This window comes from Actinomadura sp. NPDC049382, assembly GCF_040677125.1.
In the GTDB taxonomy this organism is placed as follows: domain Bacteria; phylum Actinomycetota; class Actinomycetes; order Streptosporangiales; family Streptosporangiaceae; genus Spirillospora; species Spirillospora geliboluensis.
Map to the genome: position 1 here is coordinate 17,758 of NZ_JBFARO010000028.1, position 13,833 is coordinate 31,590.

Consider the following 13,833-nt stretch of genomic DNA (forward strand, 5'->3'; position numbering starts at 1 on the left):
TACGGCGCCAAACGGGCATAAATACAAGGGAAACAAAATCAAACGGAAGGGAACCCACATGGTCCGCGGAACGGCGCGCGCATGATCGTGACGGTGACGCTCAATCCGAGCCTCGACCGGACGATCGAGGTGGACGTGCTGACCCGCGGCGCGGTCATCCGGGCCCGGTCCGCGCGGCTGGACCCGGGCGGCAAGGGGGTCAACGTGTCCCGGGCGCTGCTCGCCAACGGGGTCGCCTCCACCGCCGTGGTCGCCGTGGGCGGCGGCGACGGCGACCAGCTGCACCGGCTGCTGGCCGCCGAGGGCATGCGGGTCCGCGCCGTCCGCGTCGCGGGCCGCACCCGGTCCAACGTGACCATCGCCGAGCCCGGCGGCGTCGACACCAAGCTCAACGAGCCGGGCGGCCCGCTGTCGCGCGGCGAGCTGGACGAGCTCGCCGCCGTGGTCGCGGCCGAGGCGGGCGCGGCGAGCTGGGTGGTGGGCTGCGGCAGCCTCCCGCCCGGCGTCCCGGACGACACCTACGCCGCGCTGTGCCGCCGGTTCGCCCCGGACGGCATCCGCATCGCGGTCGACTCCAGCGGCGCGGCGCTGCGCGCGGCCGTCGCCGCCGGGCCCGACCTGATCAAGCCGAACCGGGAGGAGCTCGCCGAGGCGGTCGGCGGCGCGGTCGACACCGTCGCCGACGTCGTCGAGGCGGCCGGCGAGCTGCGGGCGCGGGGGGCCCGCGCCGTCCTGGTCAGCCTCGGCGCGGAGGGCGCCGTGCTCGTCGACGACGACGGCGTCCGCACCGGCGAGGCGCCCGTCGCCCACCCGCGCGGCACGGTCGGCGCCGGCGACGCCCTGCTCGCCGGGTTCCTGGCGGCCGGGGCCCGCGGGCCGGCCGCGCTCGCCGAGGCGCTCGCCTGGGGCGCGGCGGCCGTGCGGACGCCGGCCGGCCGGATGCCGGGCCCGGCCGAGATCCACCGCGACACCGTGCGCATCCACCCCCGGCCGGACCTCGCCCGGCCCCTGCTCACCTGACGGATCGCAGTACCCACCCCCGATCGACAGGAGGCCCGAGATGGCCACCACGTACACCCCGGAGCCCACCGGCACCGGGTTCCGGGCGCACGTCCAGCGCGTCGGCGGCAAGATGGCCGGGATGGTCATGCCGAACATCGGCGCGTTCATCGCCTGGGGCCTGATCACCGCGCTGTTCATCCCCACCGGCTGGCTGCCCGACAAGGAGCTGGGCGAGCTCGTCGACCCGATGATCAAGTTCCTGCTGCCGCTGCTGATCGGCTACACCGGCGGGCGGATGGTGCACGGCCAGCGCGGCGCGGTGGTCGGCGCCGTCGCGACCGTCGGCATCGTCGTCGGCGCGGACGTGCCGATGTTCCTCGGCGCGATGATCATGGGTCCGCTCGCCGCGTACCTGCTGAAGCTGTTCGACGGGCTCGTCCAGGACCGGGTCCGCACCGGGTTCGAGATGCTCGTCGACAATTTCTCCGCCGGGATCATCGGCGGCGCCATGGCGGTCGCCGGCCACCGGGTGATCGGCCCGGTCATGAACACCTTCAGCGAGTGGGCCGGGGACGGGGTGAGCTGGCTCGTCGACCACGACGTCCTGCCGCTCACCTCCCTGCTGATCGAGCCCGCGAAGGTGCTGTTCCTGAACAACGCCGTCAACCACGGCGTGCTCGGCCCGCTCGGCGTGCAGCAGGCCGCCGAGACCGGCAAGTCGGTGCTGTTCATGCTGGAGTCCAACCCCGGGCCCGGCCTCGGCGTCCTGCTCGCCTACTGGTTCTTCGGGCCGCGGCGGCTGCGGCCGAGCGTCCCGGCGGCCGCCATCATCCACTTCTTCGGCGGCATCCACGAGATCTACTTCCCCTACATCCTGATGAAGCCGCGGATGATCCTCGCCGCGATGGCGGGCGGCATGACCGGCGTGGCGATCTTCGTGGCGACCGGCACCGGGCTCGTCGCGACGCCCTCCCCCGGCAGCATCTTCGCCTACCTCGCGCAGACGCCGCGCGGCGTCGGCAACTGGATCGGCGTCTACACCGGCATGCTCGCGTCGGCGGCCGTGTCCTTCGGCGTCGGCGCCGCCCTGCTCGGCTTCGGCAGGCTCGCCGAGCCCAAGGAGGACGGCGCCGAGGACGAGCTCAGAGAGGCCGAGCAGAAGACGGCCGAGAACAAGGCCGCGGGAGGGACCGCCAAGGAGGCGGCCGCGTCCTGACCACCACCACGTCCGATGGAAGGCACACCCACCATGAACGGCAAGGACATCCGCAAACTCGTCATCGCCTGCGACGCCGGAATGGGCAGCAGCGTCATGCTCGCCGGGCAGCTGCGCAAGGCGCTGAAGAAGAGCGACGTGACCGTCGAGCACACGCCCGTCGACGCGATCCCCGGCGACGCCGACGTGGTCGTCACCCACGCCGGGCTCGCCGACCGCGCCCGGCGCGGCGCCGGGGACGCCCCGGTCGTCACCTTCGAGGTCTACATCGGCGACCCCGCCGTGGACCGGCTCGTCAAGGCGATCAAGGACGGCGGTGAGGTCGGTGCCTGACCGGGCCGCGGCCCTGCTGGCACCGGAGGCGATCCGGCTGGACGCCCGCGCCGCGGGCCGCGACGAGGCCGTCCGGGTCTGCGGGCGGGTCCTGGTGGAGACCGGGGCCGTCGAGCCCGGCTACGTCGAGGCGATGCTGGAGCGGGAGCGCTCGATCTCCACCTACCTCGGCGAGGGCGTGGCCATCCCGCACGGCACGAACGCGGGGCGCGGCCTCATCCACCGCGACGCCCTCGCCGTCGTCCGGTTCCCCGAGGGGACCGACTGGAACGGCGACACGGTGACCGTGTGCATCGCGATCGCGGCGCGGGGCGGCGGGCACATGGAGATCCTCGCCGAGCTGGCCGAGATCCTCATGGACCCCGGCCGGGCCCGCGCGCTGCGCGAGGCCGCCGAGCCCGAGCAGGTCCTCGCGCTGCTCGCCCCGCCGGCAGAACACCATCGAACGACAGGACAAGGACACACCGTATGAAGGTCGCCCGTTTCTACGCCCCCGGCGACATCCGGCTGGAGGACGCGCCCGAGCCGGCGCCCGGCCCCGGCGAGCTGAAGATCCGCGTCCGGAACTGCTCGACCTGCGGGACCGACGTCAAGATCTCCCGCTTCGGGCACCACCACATCGCGCCGCCGCGGGTGATGGGGCACGAGATCGCCGGCGAGGTGGCCGCGACCGGTGCCGGCGTCGCGGGCTGGACGGCGGGCGACCGCGTCCAGGTCATCGCCGCGATCCCCGACGGCACCTGCGCGGAGTGCCGGCGCGGCCGCCGGACCGTCTGCGCCGCGCAGGAGTCGATGGGGTACCACTACGACGGCGGCTTCGCCGAGTACATGATCGTCCCGGCGAAGGTGCTCGCGGTGGACGGCGTCAACCGGATCCCGGACGGCGTCTCGTTCGCCGAGGCGTCGGTGGCCGAGCCGCTCGCCTGCGTCCTCAACGGCCAGGAGCTGGCGCGGGTCGGCGAGGGCGACGACGTCGTGGTGTTCGGCTCCGGCCCGGTCGGCTGCCTGCACGTGCGGGTCGCGCGGGCCCGCGGCGCCGCCCGGGTGTTCCTCGTCGAGGTCAACGCCGAGCGGCTGGACCGGGCCGCCGCGCTGGTCAAGCCGGACGCCGCGATCGACGCGAGCGTCGCCGACCCGGTCGCGGAGGTCCTCGCGCGCACCGGGGGGCGCGGCGCCGACGTCGCGATCACCGCGGCCGCGTCCGGCGCCGCGCAGGAGCAGGCGCAGCGGCTGATGGCGCCCGGCGGCCGGGTCAGCCTGTTCGGCGGGCTGCCGAAGGACGACCCGGTGATCTCCGTCGACGCCAACCGCGTCCACTACCGGGAGCTGTCGCTGGTCGGCGCGAACGGGTCGAGCCCCGCCCACAACGCGCGCGCACTGGAGCTGATCGGGTCCGGGCGGGTGCAGGTGGAGGACCTCATCACCCACCGGCTCCCGCTGGACGCGCTGCACGACGCCCTGGACCTGGTCACCCGGGGCGCGGCCATCAAGGTCACGATCGAGCCCTGAAGGAGCCATGCCATGCCCGAACGCAGCGTCGTCATCGCCTCGGCGCAGGGCCTGCACGCCCGGCCCGCGCAGATCTTCGTGCACACCGCCGCCCGGCAGCCCGTCCGGGTGTCCATCCGGGTCGGCGACCGCGCCCCCGTCCCGGCGAGCAGCATCCTCGGCGTGCTGTCGCTCGGCGCCGCGCGGGGGACGGAGGTGACGCTGTCGGCCGAGGGCGACGGCGCCGCCGCGGCCCTGGACGAGCTGGCGGACCTGCTCGCCCGCGACCTGGACGCCGAGGAGCCCGACCATGCGTGACCCCGCGCCGGGGCCGGCGGCGGCCCCAGCGCGGACGCGGGAGACCGCCCGCACCCGCCACAATGGGGCGGGACGGGACTGACGCGGGACGGGTGGGACGGTCATGTACGCGGAGGAACGGCAGCAGGCGATCCTTGCGCTGGCGCGCTCGAAGGGCCGGGTGGACGTGGTCGCGCTGTCGGAGGAGTTCTCCGTCACGACCGAGACGATCCGCCGGGACCTGACCGTCCTGGAGCGGGCCGGGACGATCCGCCGGGTGCACGGCGGCGCGATGCCGGTGGAGCGGCTCGGGTTCGAGCCGGAGCTGGCGGCGCGGGACGCGGTGATGACCGAGGAGAAGCAGCGCATCGCCAAGGCGGCGCTGGCGGAGCTGCCCGCCGAGGGGTCGATCATCGTGGACGCGGGCACGACCACGGCCCGGTTCGTCCAGCTGCTGCCGGCCGACCGCGAGCTGACCGTGATCGTGAACTCGCCGCCGCACGCCGCGGTGCTGGCCACCCGCGCCAACCTGACCGTGATCATCCTGGGCGGCCGGGTGCGCGGCCGGACGCTCGCCACGGTCGACGACTGGGTGCTGCGCCCGCTCGCCGACCTGTGGGTGGACGTGGCGTTCATGGCGACCAACGGCTGCTCGGTCGAGCGCGGGCTGACCACCTCCGACCAGGCGGAGGCGGCGGTGAAGCGGGCGATGATCGCCTCGTCCCGGCGGCGGGTGCTGCTCGCCGACCGCACCAAGATCGGGCACGACCACCTGGTGCGGTTCGGCGGGCTGCCGGACATCGACGTGCTCATCACCGACACCGGGCTGGACACCGACCTCGCCGCCGACCTCGCCGCCGCCGGGCCGGAGATCGTCCGGGCCTGAGCCGGTGCCCCCGGAGCCGCCGTCCCGCGCCGGTGGGGCGGTCGCGCGGGACGGCGGCGGCACCCGTCAGCCGGCCGCGGGGATCCCGTTGGCGGGCGCCTGCGGCTGCGGCGTCGTGTAGGGCTGGATCGGCCCGTCGCCGTCGTCGGTGGTGAGCGGCTGGCCCTCGGGCACGACGTTCTCGCCCTGGATCTTGCCGATCACCGCGCCGGTGTACCCGGCGTGCGACTCCTTGCTGTAGGCGAACGGGACGACGCCCGGCCCGGTGAAGTGCGACTTCTCCAGCGCCTCGACGAGGGCCTTGCGGGTCGGGTTCTTCCCGGCGGCCTGCAGCGCCTGCACGAAGGTGTAGGCGACCGACATCCCGTAGACGATGTTGCCGTTGAACGGCAGCTTCGGGATGTACTGGGCGTGGATCTTCTTGAACAGCTGCGTCCAGCTGTTGGAGGCGTCGCCTGGCGCCGCCAGGTACCCGTCGGTGATCATGCCCTGGATGAGCGGGCTGCCCTTGACCTCGGCGCCGCCCTTCTTGGCGAAGCTCTCCAGCAGCCCGGTGAGGGTGATCGGGTCGGACCCGACGTTGCTGACGACGAACGTCGGCTTGTAGTTCAGCTTCAGCGCGGCGAGCCGGAACAGCGCGGTGTAGGTGGGGATGCTGAACAGCACGACCACGTCGGCCTTGGACTGGGCGATCGCCTGGGCCTGCGCGCCGATGTCGGTGCTGCCCGGCTGGTAGGACTGCCGGGACACCACGTCGGCCTTCGGGATGTACTTGTCGAGGCCCTTCACGCCGTCCTGGCCGAAGTCGTCATTCTGGAAGAAGTAGGCGACCTTCTTGCCGGCGAACGTCTTCTTGATGTGGTCGCCGAGGATCTTGCCCTCGCGGATGTAGTCGACCTGCCAGCCGAACGTCTGCGGGTGCTTCTGCGGCTCGTCCCAGCAGCCGCAGCCGGAGGCGACGAACAGGTCGGGCACCCGCTGGGCGTTGAGGTAGTCGACGACCTTGGAGTGGGTGGGGGTGCCCAGCCCGTTGAAGATCGCGAAGACCTTGTCCTGGAGGACGAGCTTCTGCGTGACGCTGACGGTCTGCGTCGGGTTGTAGGCGTCGTCCACGTACTTGTAGACGATCTTGCGCCCGTTGATGCCGCCGTTGGCGTTGACGTAGTCGAAGAACGCCTTGGACGCCGCGGAGTTGGCGCTGTACCCGGGCGCGGCCGGGCCGGTCAGCGGCTGGTGGCTGCCGATGGTGACGGTGGTGGCGGTGACGCCGGGCGCGGCCGAGTCGCCGCCGTCCCCGCCGTCACCGCCGCAGCCGCTCGCCGCGATCGCCAGGCTCGCCGCGGTCATCACGGCGAGCGCCCTGGTCCGCAGTCGCTTCATCTGCTCCTCCTGGGTGCGTGGTGGTGGGCCCCGATGTGTCGGTCGATGCGGAACCGCGCGGCCCGGGAGCTCGGTCGCGCCTGACGTGCGCGCGGCGCCGGACGGCGCCGCCGATGCCGCGGAGCCCTCCCTGGAGTCCGCGCGGGAAGGCCAGCGTCACCACGATGAGGACGAGGCCGTAGACGGCGAGGGGCAGGTTGGAGGCGATGTTGTGCGACAGGCCGGACGAGGACGACAGGTCGGACGCCCACGTCGGCACGTACACCAGGATCAGCGCGCCCCACACGGCGCCGGCCAGGCTGCCGAGGCCGCCGATGATGATCGCGGCGATCAGCTGGAGGGAGAGCGTGAGCGGGAACGCGCCGGGCGCCGCCAGCGTCGCGACCACCGCGAGCAGCCCGCCGCCGAGGCCGGCGCAGGCGGCCGAGACGACGGTCGCGGCGATCCGCAGCCGGGCGACGCGGACGCCGCTGAGCGCGGCGGCGATCTCGTCGTCGCGGCTGGCCCGCAGCGTCCGGCCGAACCGGCCGCGGGTGAGGTTGGCGAGCAGGAACAGCGTGATGACGGCGCCGAGGCAGGAGATCCACGCCTGCCAGCGCTCCAGCGGGAACGTCGCGCCGAGCGACTCGGGCGGCACCGGCGGGACGAGCGTCAGCCCGTTCTGCCCGCCGAGCAGGTCGGTGAGCGGCGCGTAGTTGGCGAGGCCGGGCAGCCCGACGGCGAACGCGAGGGTGGCGCCCGCGAGGTAGGGGCCGTGCAGCCGGGCGGCGACCGCGCCGACCAGCACGCCCGCGACGGCGGTGACGCCGGCCGCAGCCGCGAGGACGGCGGCGAGCGGCCAGCCCCAGTGCCCGATGACGAGCGCGGCGGTGTAGGCGCCGACGGCCATGAACGCGCCGTGCCCGAGCGAGATCTGCCCGCCGAGCCCGGTCAGCACGGTGAGGCCGGCGACCGCGCAGGTGAGGTAGGCGACCTGCGCGATCTGCAGGTCCCGGTAGGGGCCGACGGCCGTCGTCAGGAAGTACAGGGCGGCGAGCCCGGCGAGGGCGCCGGCGGTGTGCCGGGTAAGCGTCGAGCGGCGCAGCAGGTTCAGGACGGTGTCCACCGCGTCACACCCTTCTCGCCGCGCTCGCGGCGAACAGGCCGTTGGGTCTGACCATCAGGACGGTGATGAGGGCGGCCAGCGCACCGAACGTGACCAGGTCGGAGCTGACGTAGCCGGACACGTAGCTGAGCGCGCAGCCGAGCAGCAGCCCGCCGGTGACGGCGCCGACCGGGCTGTCCAGCCCGCCGATGACCGCCGCGGTGAACCCGAACACGAGCATCGCGTCGAACTGGGCGGGGCCGACGAACACCGAGGGGGCGATCAGCACCCCGGCGAGCGACCCGACGAGCGCGGCGAGCGCCCAGCCGAGGGTCAGCATCCGGCCGACGCGGACGCCCTGCAGCCGGGCGATCTCCGGCGCGAACGCCGACGCGCGCAGCCGCAGCCCGAGGTCGGTGCGGACGAACAGCAGCGTCAGCAGCACCATCACCGCGGCGACGGCGCCGATGACGAACAGGTCGAACGGGGACAGCAGCAGCCGCGTCCCGGCCACCGACAGCCCCTTGATCGTGAACGCGGGCGGGTAGGAGTGCGGCGTGTCGCCCCAGATCATCCCGGCGCCCGCCTGCAGCAGCACGTACAGGCCGAGCGTGACGATGACGGCGTTCAGCGGCGGCTTGTTCTCCACCGGGCGGACCACGACCCGCTCGATGACCGCGCCGAGCACCAGCCCGGACGCCAGCGCGACGCCGAGCGCCAGCCAGTAGGAGCCGCCGTGGTCGATGACGCTCCAGGCGAGGAACGTCGTGAACATCAGCATCCCGCCCTGCGCGAAGTTCACGACGCGGGTGGCCCGCCAGATCAGCACCAGCGCGAGCGCGACCGCCGCGAACACCATGCCGGAGGTGATGCCGGCGAGCGTGAGATTGATGAAGCGCACCATCAGAACCCCAGGTAGGCGTGGCGGAGGCGGTCGTCGGCGGCGAGGGTCGCGGCGGGCTCGGCCGCGACGACCGCGCCGAGGTCCAGGACGATCGCGCGGTCGGCGACCGACAGCGCGCTGCGGGCGTTCTGCTCGACGAGCAGGACGGTGCGGCCGTCCTCGTCGCACAGCCGGCGCAGCACGGCCATCAGCTGGGCGACCACGCGCGGCGCCAGGCCGAGGGACGGCTCGTCGACCAGCAGCAGCCGGGGCGCGCCGGTGAGCGCCCGGGCCAGCGCGAGCATCTGCCGCTCGCCGCCGGACAGGGTGGCGGCGGTCCGCGCCCGGCGCTCGGCGAGCGGCGGGAACAGCTCGTACATCTCGGCGACCCGGCGCGCCAGCGCGGCCCGGTCCCGCCGCCACAGCCCGCCGAGCCGCAGGTTGTCCTCGACGGTCAGCTCGGTGATGACGCCGCCGCTCTGCGGGACGTGCGCAACCCCGAGCCGGACGATGTCCTCGACCGGCAGCCGGGTGAGGTCCGTCCCGTCCAGCTCGACGCGGCCCGCCTTCGGCCGCAGGAGCCCGGAGACCGTGCGCAGCAGCGTGGTCTTCCCGGCGCCGTTGGCGCCGAGCACCGCGGTCACCGAGCCCTCGTCCACCGACAGGTCCACGCCGCCGAGCGCGCGGACGGCGCCGTAGTGGACGGTCAGCCCCTTCACCTCAAGCACCCGCGACCTCCTCGCCGAGGTAGGCGTCGAGGACGGCGGGGTCGTCGCGGACCTCCGCGGGCGCCCCGCTCGCGATGACCTTGCCGAAGTCCAGCACCACGACCTGGTCGCAGACGCTCATCACGAGGTCCATGTGGTGCTCGACGAGCACGACCGCCGGGCCGCCGCGCAGCCCGCGGATCAGCTCGGCCAGCTCGTCCATCTCCGCCGCCGACAGCCCGGCGGCGGGCTCGTCCAGCAGCAGCAGGTCGGGCTCGGCGACCAGCGCCCGCGCCAGCGCGACCCGCTTCTGCACGCCGTAGGGCAGCTGCCCGGACAGCCGGTGGGCCTCCCCCTCCACGCCCAGCTCCGCGAGCCGGGCCATCGCCCGCTCGCGCAGCGCGGCCTCGTCGCGGTCGCCGCGCGGCAGTGCGAGGAGCCCGGACCAGAACCCGGCCCTGGCGTGCCGGTCGGCGCCGACCATCACGTTCTCCAGGACGGTGAGCCCGGGGAAGAGCCCGAGCCCCTGCAGGGTCCGGGCGATGCCGAGCCGCGTCAGGTCATGTGGCCGGTGCCGGCCGAGGACCCGGCCGCGCCAGCGCACCTCCCCCGACACCGGCCGGACGAACCCGCACACGGCGTTGAAGAGGGTCGTCTTGCCCGCGCCGTTCGGGCCGATCACACCGGTGACCCGGCCCTGCGGCGCGGAGAGGGACACACCGTCCAGGGCGACCAGCCCGGCGAAGCGGACGGTCACCTCTCGTAGTTCCAAGTTCGCGGAGGAGCCGGACATAACGCCTCACCTCGCCGATGAAACAGCGTGAATCCCCCGAGGCTGAAATGCACATACCGACTGGTCGGATTCCATGAAGATAGAATCATCGGGCGCTCCCGGTCAACAGCCGGTGCGCAGGTCCCGATACGGCCCCGCGCCCGCGCCGCCGGTAGGCTGTCGGCGATCTGCGGGCGGCCGCCGCCGGGACGGCGCGAGATCCCGGGGCCATCCCGGAACGGAGGTGGAGTGATGACGCAGGCGCCCGTGAACCGGATCCCCGGCAACCTGCCGCTGCCCGACCGGCTGCTCGCCGTGGCGACGCGCATGTTCGCCGAGAAGGGCTTCGAGAACACCTCGGTCCAGGAGATCGTCAACGCCGCGGGCGTCACCAAGGGCGCGATGTACCACTACTTCGGCTCGAAGGACGACCTCCTCTACGAGATCTACCACCGCCTCCTCGGCCTGCAGATGTCGCGCCTGGAGCAGATCGCCGACGGCCCCGGCACCGCCGAGGAGCGGCTGCGCGCCGCCGCCGTCGACGTCCTCAACACCTCGTTCCGCTACCTGGACGACTTCACGGTCTTCTTCCGCTCGACGCACCTGCTCCCCCGCGACCGCCGCGAGGCCGTCCGCGCCGAGCGCCGCCGCTACCACGAGCGCTTCCGCGACCTCGTCGAGGAGGGCCAGCGGGCGGGCGCGTTCCGCAGCGCCACGCCCGCCGACATCGCCGTCCACTTCTTCTTCGGGACCGTCCACCAGATCGGCGTCTGGTACCGGCCCGGCGGCACGCTGGAGACCGAGGCCATCAGCGACCACTACGTGGACCTGTTCCTGAACGGCCTGAAAAACTAGCCGCGCTCACTAAGTCGAATACCGAAGCCCATTCGGTAATGGCGCGGCGCCGCCGGATTCAGGGCTTCTCGATCTGCTCGACCTTCAGCGTCGCGTCCTTGTGGTGGGCCCGCAGCGGCTTCTTGTCGAACTTGCCCACGGTGGTCTTGGGGATCTCGTCGATGAAGGTCCAGTACTCGGGGACCTGCCAGCGGGCGACCTTGTCCGCGAGGAACGCGGCGAGCTCGGCGGCCGTCGCGGCGGCGTCCGGGCGCAGCACGACGCAGGCGAGGGGGCGCTCGTCCCAGCGCGGGTCGGGGATGCCGATGACGGCGGCCTCGGCGACGGCGGGGTGGGCCATCAGGTGGTTCTCCAGCTCGACCGAGGAGATCCACTCCCCGCCGGACTTGATGACGTCCTTGGCGCGGTCGGTGATCTGGAAGAAGCCGCGGTCGTCGATGGTGCCGATGTCGCCGGTGCGCAGCCAGCCGCCGTCGAACTTCTGCGGGGCCGGGTCGCGGTGGTAGGCGCCGGTGATCCAGGGCCCGCGGACCTCGATCTCGCCGACGGCCTCGCCGTCCCACGGCAGCTCGGCGCCGGAGTCGCCGACGATGCGCATCTCGACGCCGGCGGCGACGCGGCCGGACTTCAGCCGCCACCGCATGTCCTCGTCGGTGCCGGGCTCCACGCCGGGCGGCGGGAACGCCATGCCGCCGAGCGGGCTGGTCTCGGTCATGCCCCAGCCCTGGATGATGCGCAGGCCGTAGCGCCGCTCGAACCGCTCCAGCAGGACGCGCGGCGCGGCGGCGCCGCCGGACGTCCCCGCGCGCAGGGACGACAGGTCGATCTCGTGCTGCTCCCCGTGGGCGAGGATGCCGTTCCAGATCGTGGGCACGGCGGACGCGAGCGTGCTGCGCTCCGCCTCGATGAACTTCACCAGGTGCTCGGGCTGCATGAACGGGCCCGGCATGTGGAGGGTCGCGCCGGACAGGAAGGCGCCGTAGGGCAGGCCCCACGCGTTGACGTGGAACATCGGGACGATGGTCAGCACGCGGTCGGCCTCGGTGATGCCGACCATCGACGCCGACTGCACGGCCATCGCGTGCAGGAACGTGGAGCGGTGCGAGTACACGACGCCCTTGGGGTCGCCCGTGGTGCCGCTGGTGTAGCACATGGACGCGGCGGAGCGCTCGTCCAGGTCCGGCCACGCGAAGCCGGGCTCCTCGGCGTCGAGGAGGTCGCGGTAGCGCAGGACGGGCGCGCCGTTGCCGTTGCCCTCCAGCGCCGACGCGTCGCCGTCGCCGACCACCACGAACGCCTCGACGGCGGGGAGCTCGCCGACGACCCGCGCCAGCAGCGGCACGAGGGTGTCGTCCACGATGACGACCTGGTCGTCGGCGTGGTTGATGATGTGCGAGAGCTGCTCGGGGAACAGCCGGATGTTCAGCGTGTGCAGCACCGCGCCCATGGCCGGCACCGCGAAGTACGCCTCCAGGTGCTCCTGGTCGTTCCAGCAGAACGTCGCGACGCGGTCGCCGCGCCGGACGCCGAGCCGGGCCAGCGCGGCGGCGAGCCGCTCGGCGTTGCGGGCGATCTCCGCGAACGTCGCGCGCCGGGGCGGGCCGCCGCCGGTCCAGGTCACGCACTCGCTGCGGCCGTAGACGCGCGCTCCGTGCCGCAGGATCGCGGCGACCGACAGCGGAAAGTCCTGCATCGTGCTGGGGATCATGGCAATTCTCCGAAAGACGCGCGGCGGCGAACGGCCGGCGAAGGGAATGGACATCGCACATACCGACCGGTCGGTTCACCATAATTTCCGCGGTGCGCCGCCGTCAACGCCCGGGGCGCGGGCGGCCCGCCGTGATCATTTATGCGGGCCGGCGCCCGGGGAGCCGTCCCGCAGCGCGGCGAGGCCCGCGCGCAGCAGCGGCTCCACGGCCGCGCCGACCGCGCCGAACCCCTCCCCCACAGTCTGGCCGCGCAGGTACCGGTAGTGGATGCCCTCGGAGATCACCGCGAGCTTGAAGCAGGCGAGCGCCACGTAGAAGCCGATCGAGGACACGTCGCGGCCGCTCCGCGCGGCGTAGCGGGCCACCACCTCGTCCGGCGCGGGGAAGCCGGGCGCGCTGGAGGCGTCCCGGCCGCCGGGCGCCGGCGCGCCGCGCCCCATGTAGACCAGCAGCAGCGCGAGGTCCGTCAGCGGGTCGCCGAGCGTCGCCATCTCCCAGTCGAGGACGGCCGCGATCCGGTCGCGGGAGTCGACGAGGAGGTTGTCGAGCCGGTAGTCGCCGTGCACGATCGCGGGCGCCGACCCGGCGGGCGGGTCAGCCGCCAGCAGCGCGTGCAGCTCGTCGGCGGCGGGCAGGTCCCGGCTGCGCGAGGCGTCGAGCTGCTTCTTCCAGCGCCGCACCTGGCGGGCGAGGAACCCCTCGGGGCGGCCGAAGCCGGCGAGGCCGGCCGCCGCCGGGTCGACCGCGTGCAGCGCCACGAGCGTGTCGATCATCCGGTCGGCGATCCGCGCCACCCGGTCCGGCCCGAGCTGCGCCAGTTCGGCGGCGCTCCGGTACGGGACCCCCTCGACCATCTCCATGACGTAGAACGGCGCGCCGATCACGTCCGGGTCCTCGCACAGCGCGTAGGTCTCCGGGACGGGCACGGCGGTGCCGGCGAGCGCGGTCATCACCCGGTACTCGCGCGCCATGTCGTGGGCGGTCGCGAGGACGTGCCCGAGCGGCGGCCGCCGGACGATCCACGAGGAGCGCCCGTCGGTCACCTCGTAGGTGAGGTTGGACCGCCCGCCCTCGACGACCCGCGCGCGCAGCGGCCCGGCCGCGGCGCCCGGCCGGACCCGCTCGAAGTACGCCCCGAACCGGTCCAGCGCCAGCCCGGGGACATCGGACTCCTCGAATACCCGCATGGTCTCTCCTCGCCGTCCGAAAGCCTTGTACCGT

The 13,833-nt window shown here is 73.6% G+C and carries 15 protein-coding genes; 8 read left to right on the forward strand and 7 right to left on the reverse strand.

Features of this window, described 5'->3' with window-relative positions; genetic code table 11:
- The first annotated feature begins 93 nt into the window (after positions 1-93).
- The 7 genes from pfkB (at position 94) to AB0K34_RS19090 (ending at position 5,222) form a co-directional block, all read left to right on the forward strand.
- Positions 94-1,020, forward strand: coding sequence for a 1-phosphofructokinase (gene pfkB / locus AB0K34_RS19060; RefSeq protein ID WP_364550024.1), 927 nt, complete (start codon positions 94-96; stop codon positions 1,018-1,020).
- Positions 1,021-1,060: 40 nt separating this feature from the next.
- Positions 1,061-2,218, forward strand: a complete 1,158-nt coding sequence (locus tag AB0K34_RS19065) for a PTS mannitol transporter subunit IICB (RefSeq protein WP_364550026.1) — start codon at positions 1,061-1,063, stop codon at positions 2,216-2,218.
- A gap of 15 nt (positions 2,219-2,233) precedes the next feature.
- Positions 2,234-2,551, forward strand: coding sequence for a PTS lactose transporter subunit IIB (locus AB0K34_RS19070; RefSeq protein WP_138638588.1), 318 nt, complete (start codon positions 2,234-2,236; stop codon positions 2,549-2,551).
- The gene (locus AB0K34_RS19075) at positions 2,544-3,023 is read left to right on the forward strand and encodes a PTS sugar transporter subunit IIA (protein WP_138638603.1); all 480 of its coding nucleotides are present in this window, start codon (positions 2,544-2,546) and stop codon (positions 3,021-3,023) included. The genes AB0K34_RS19070 and AB0K34_RS19075 overlap by 8 nt, the downstream gene beginning before the upstream one ends.
- Complete coding sequence (locus AB0K34_RS19080; RefSeq protein WP_138638589.1) at positions 3,020-4,060, forward strand: zinc-dependent dehydrogenase; 1,041 nt, start codon at positions 3,020-3,022, stop codon at positions 4,058-4,060. The genes AB0K34_RS19075 and AB0K34_RS19080 overlap by 4 nt, the downstream gene beginning before the upstream one ends.
- 12 nt (positions 4,061-4,072) lie before the next feature.
- Complete coding sequence (locus tag AB0K34_RS19085) at positions 4,073-4,357, forward strand: HPr family phosphocarrier protein (RefSeq protein ID WP_138638590.1); 285 nt, start codon at positions 4,073-4,075, stop codon at positions 4,355-4,357.
- A 103-nt stretch (positions 4,358-4,460) separates the two neighbouring features.
- Positions 4,461-5,222 (forward strand): DeoR/GlpR family DNA-binding transcription regulator, encoded by a 762-nt coding sequence (locus tag AB0K34_RS19090; RefSeq protein ID WP_138638591.1) that lies wholly within the window; start codon positions 4,461-4,463, stop codon positions 5,220-5,222.
- Between the two features lie 66 nt (positions 5,223-5,288).
- Here AB0K34_RS19090 and AB0K34_RS19095 read toward each other — a convergent pair whose 3' ends face one another.
- From AB0K34_RS19095 to AB0K34_RS19115, 5 genes are read right to left on the reverse strand one after another with little or no spacing between them, the layout of a single operon-like run.
- Entirely contained in the window at positions 5,289-6,602 is a 1,314-nt protein-coding gene (locus AB0K34_RS19095; protein ID WP_138638592.1) for an ABC transporter substrate-binding protein, read from the reverse strand.
- A complete protein-coding gene (locus AB0K34_RS19100; protein ID WP_138638593.1) occupies positions 6,523-7,707 on the reverse strand; it encodes a branched-chain amino acid ABC transporter permease in 1,185 nt (394 codons plus the stop codon). The genes AB0K34_RS19095 and AB0K34_RS19100 overlap by 80 nt, the downstream gene beginning before the upstream one ends.
- Before the next feature lie 4 nt (positions 7,708-7,711).
- Positions 7,712-8,590: a branched-chain amino acid ABC transporter permease gene (locus tag AB0K34_RS19105; protein ID WP_138638594.1), complete on the reverse strand. Its 879-nt coding sequence runs from the start codon at positions 8,588-8,590 to the stop codon at positions 7,712-7,714.
- Entirely contained in the window at positions 8,590-9,297 is a 708-nt protein-coding gene (locus AB0K34_RS19110) for an ABC transporter ATP-binding protein (protein WP_138638595.1), read from the reverse strand. Before AB0K34_RS19110 ends, AB0K34_RS19105 begins: the two co-directional genes overlap by 1 nt.
- A complete protein-coding gene (locus AB0K34_RS19115) occupies positions 9,290-10,069 on the reverse strand; it encodes an ABC transporter ATP-binding protein (RefSeq protein WP_138638596.1) in 780 nt (259 codons plus the stop codon). The genes AB0K34_RS19110 and AB0K34_RS19115 overlap by 8 nt, the downstream gene beginning before the upstream one ends.
- A 231-nt stretch (positions 10,070-10,300) precedes the next feature.
- On the opposite strand from AB0K34_RS19115, the gene AB0K34_RS19120 reads away from it, so the two are divergent.
- Positions 10,301-10,903 (forward strand): TetR/AcrR family transcriptional regulator, encoded by a 603-nt coding sequence (locus tag AB0K34_RS19120; protein WP_138638597.1) that lies wholly within the window; start codon positions 10,301-10,303, stop codon positions 10,901-10,903.
- A 58-nt stretch (positions 10,904-10,961) separates the two neighbouring features.
- Here AB0K34_RS19120 and AB0K34_RS19125 read toward each other — a convergent pair whose 3' ends face one another.
- A complete protein-coding gene (locus AB0K34_RS19125) occupies positions 10,962-12,611 on the reverse strand; it encodes a long-chain fatty acid--CoA ligase (protein WP_138638598.1) in 1,650 nt (549 codons plus the stop codon).
- 135 nt (positions 12,612-12,746) lie between these two features.
- A complete protein-coding gene (locus tag AB0K34_RS19130; protein ID WP_138638599.1) occupies positions 12,747-13,799 on the reverse strand; it encodes a phosphotransferase family protein in 1,053 nt (350 codons plus the stop codon).
- Positions 13,800-13,833 lie beyond the last annotated feature (34 nt).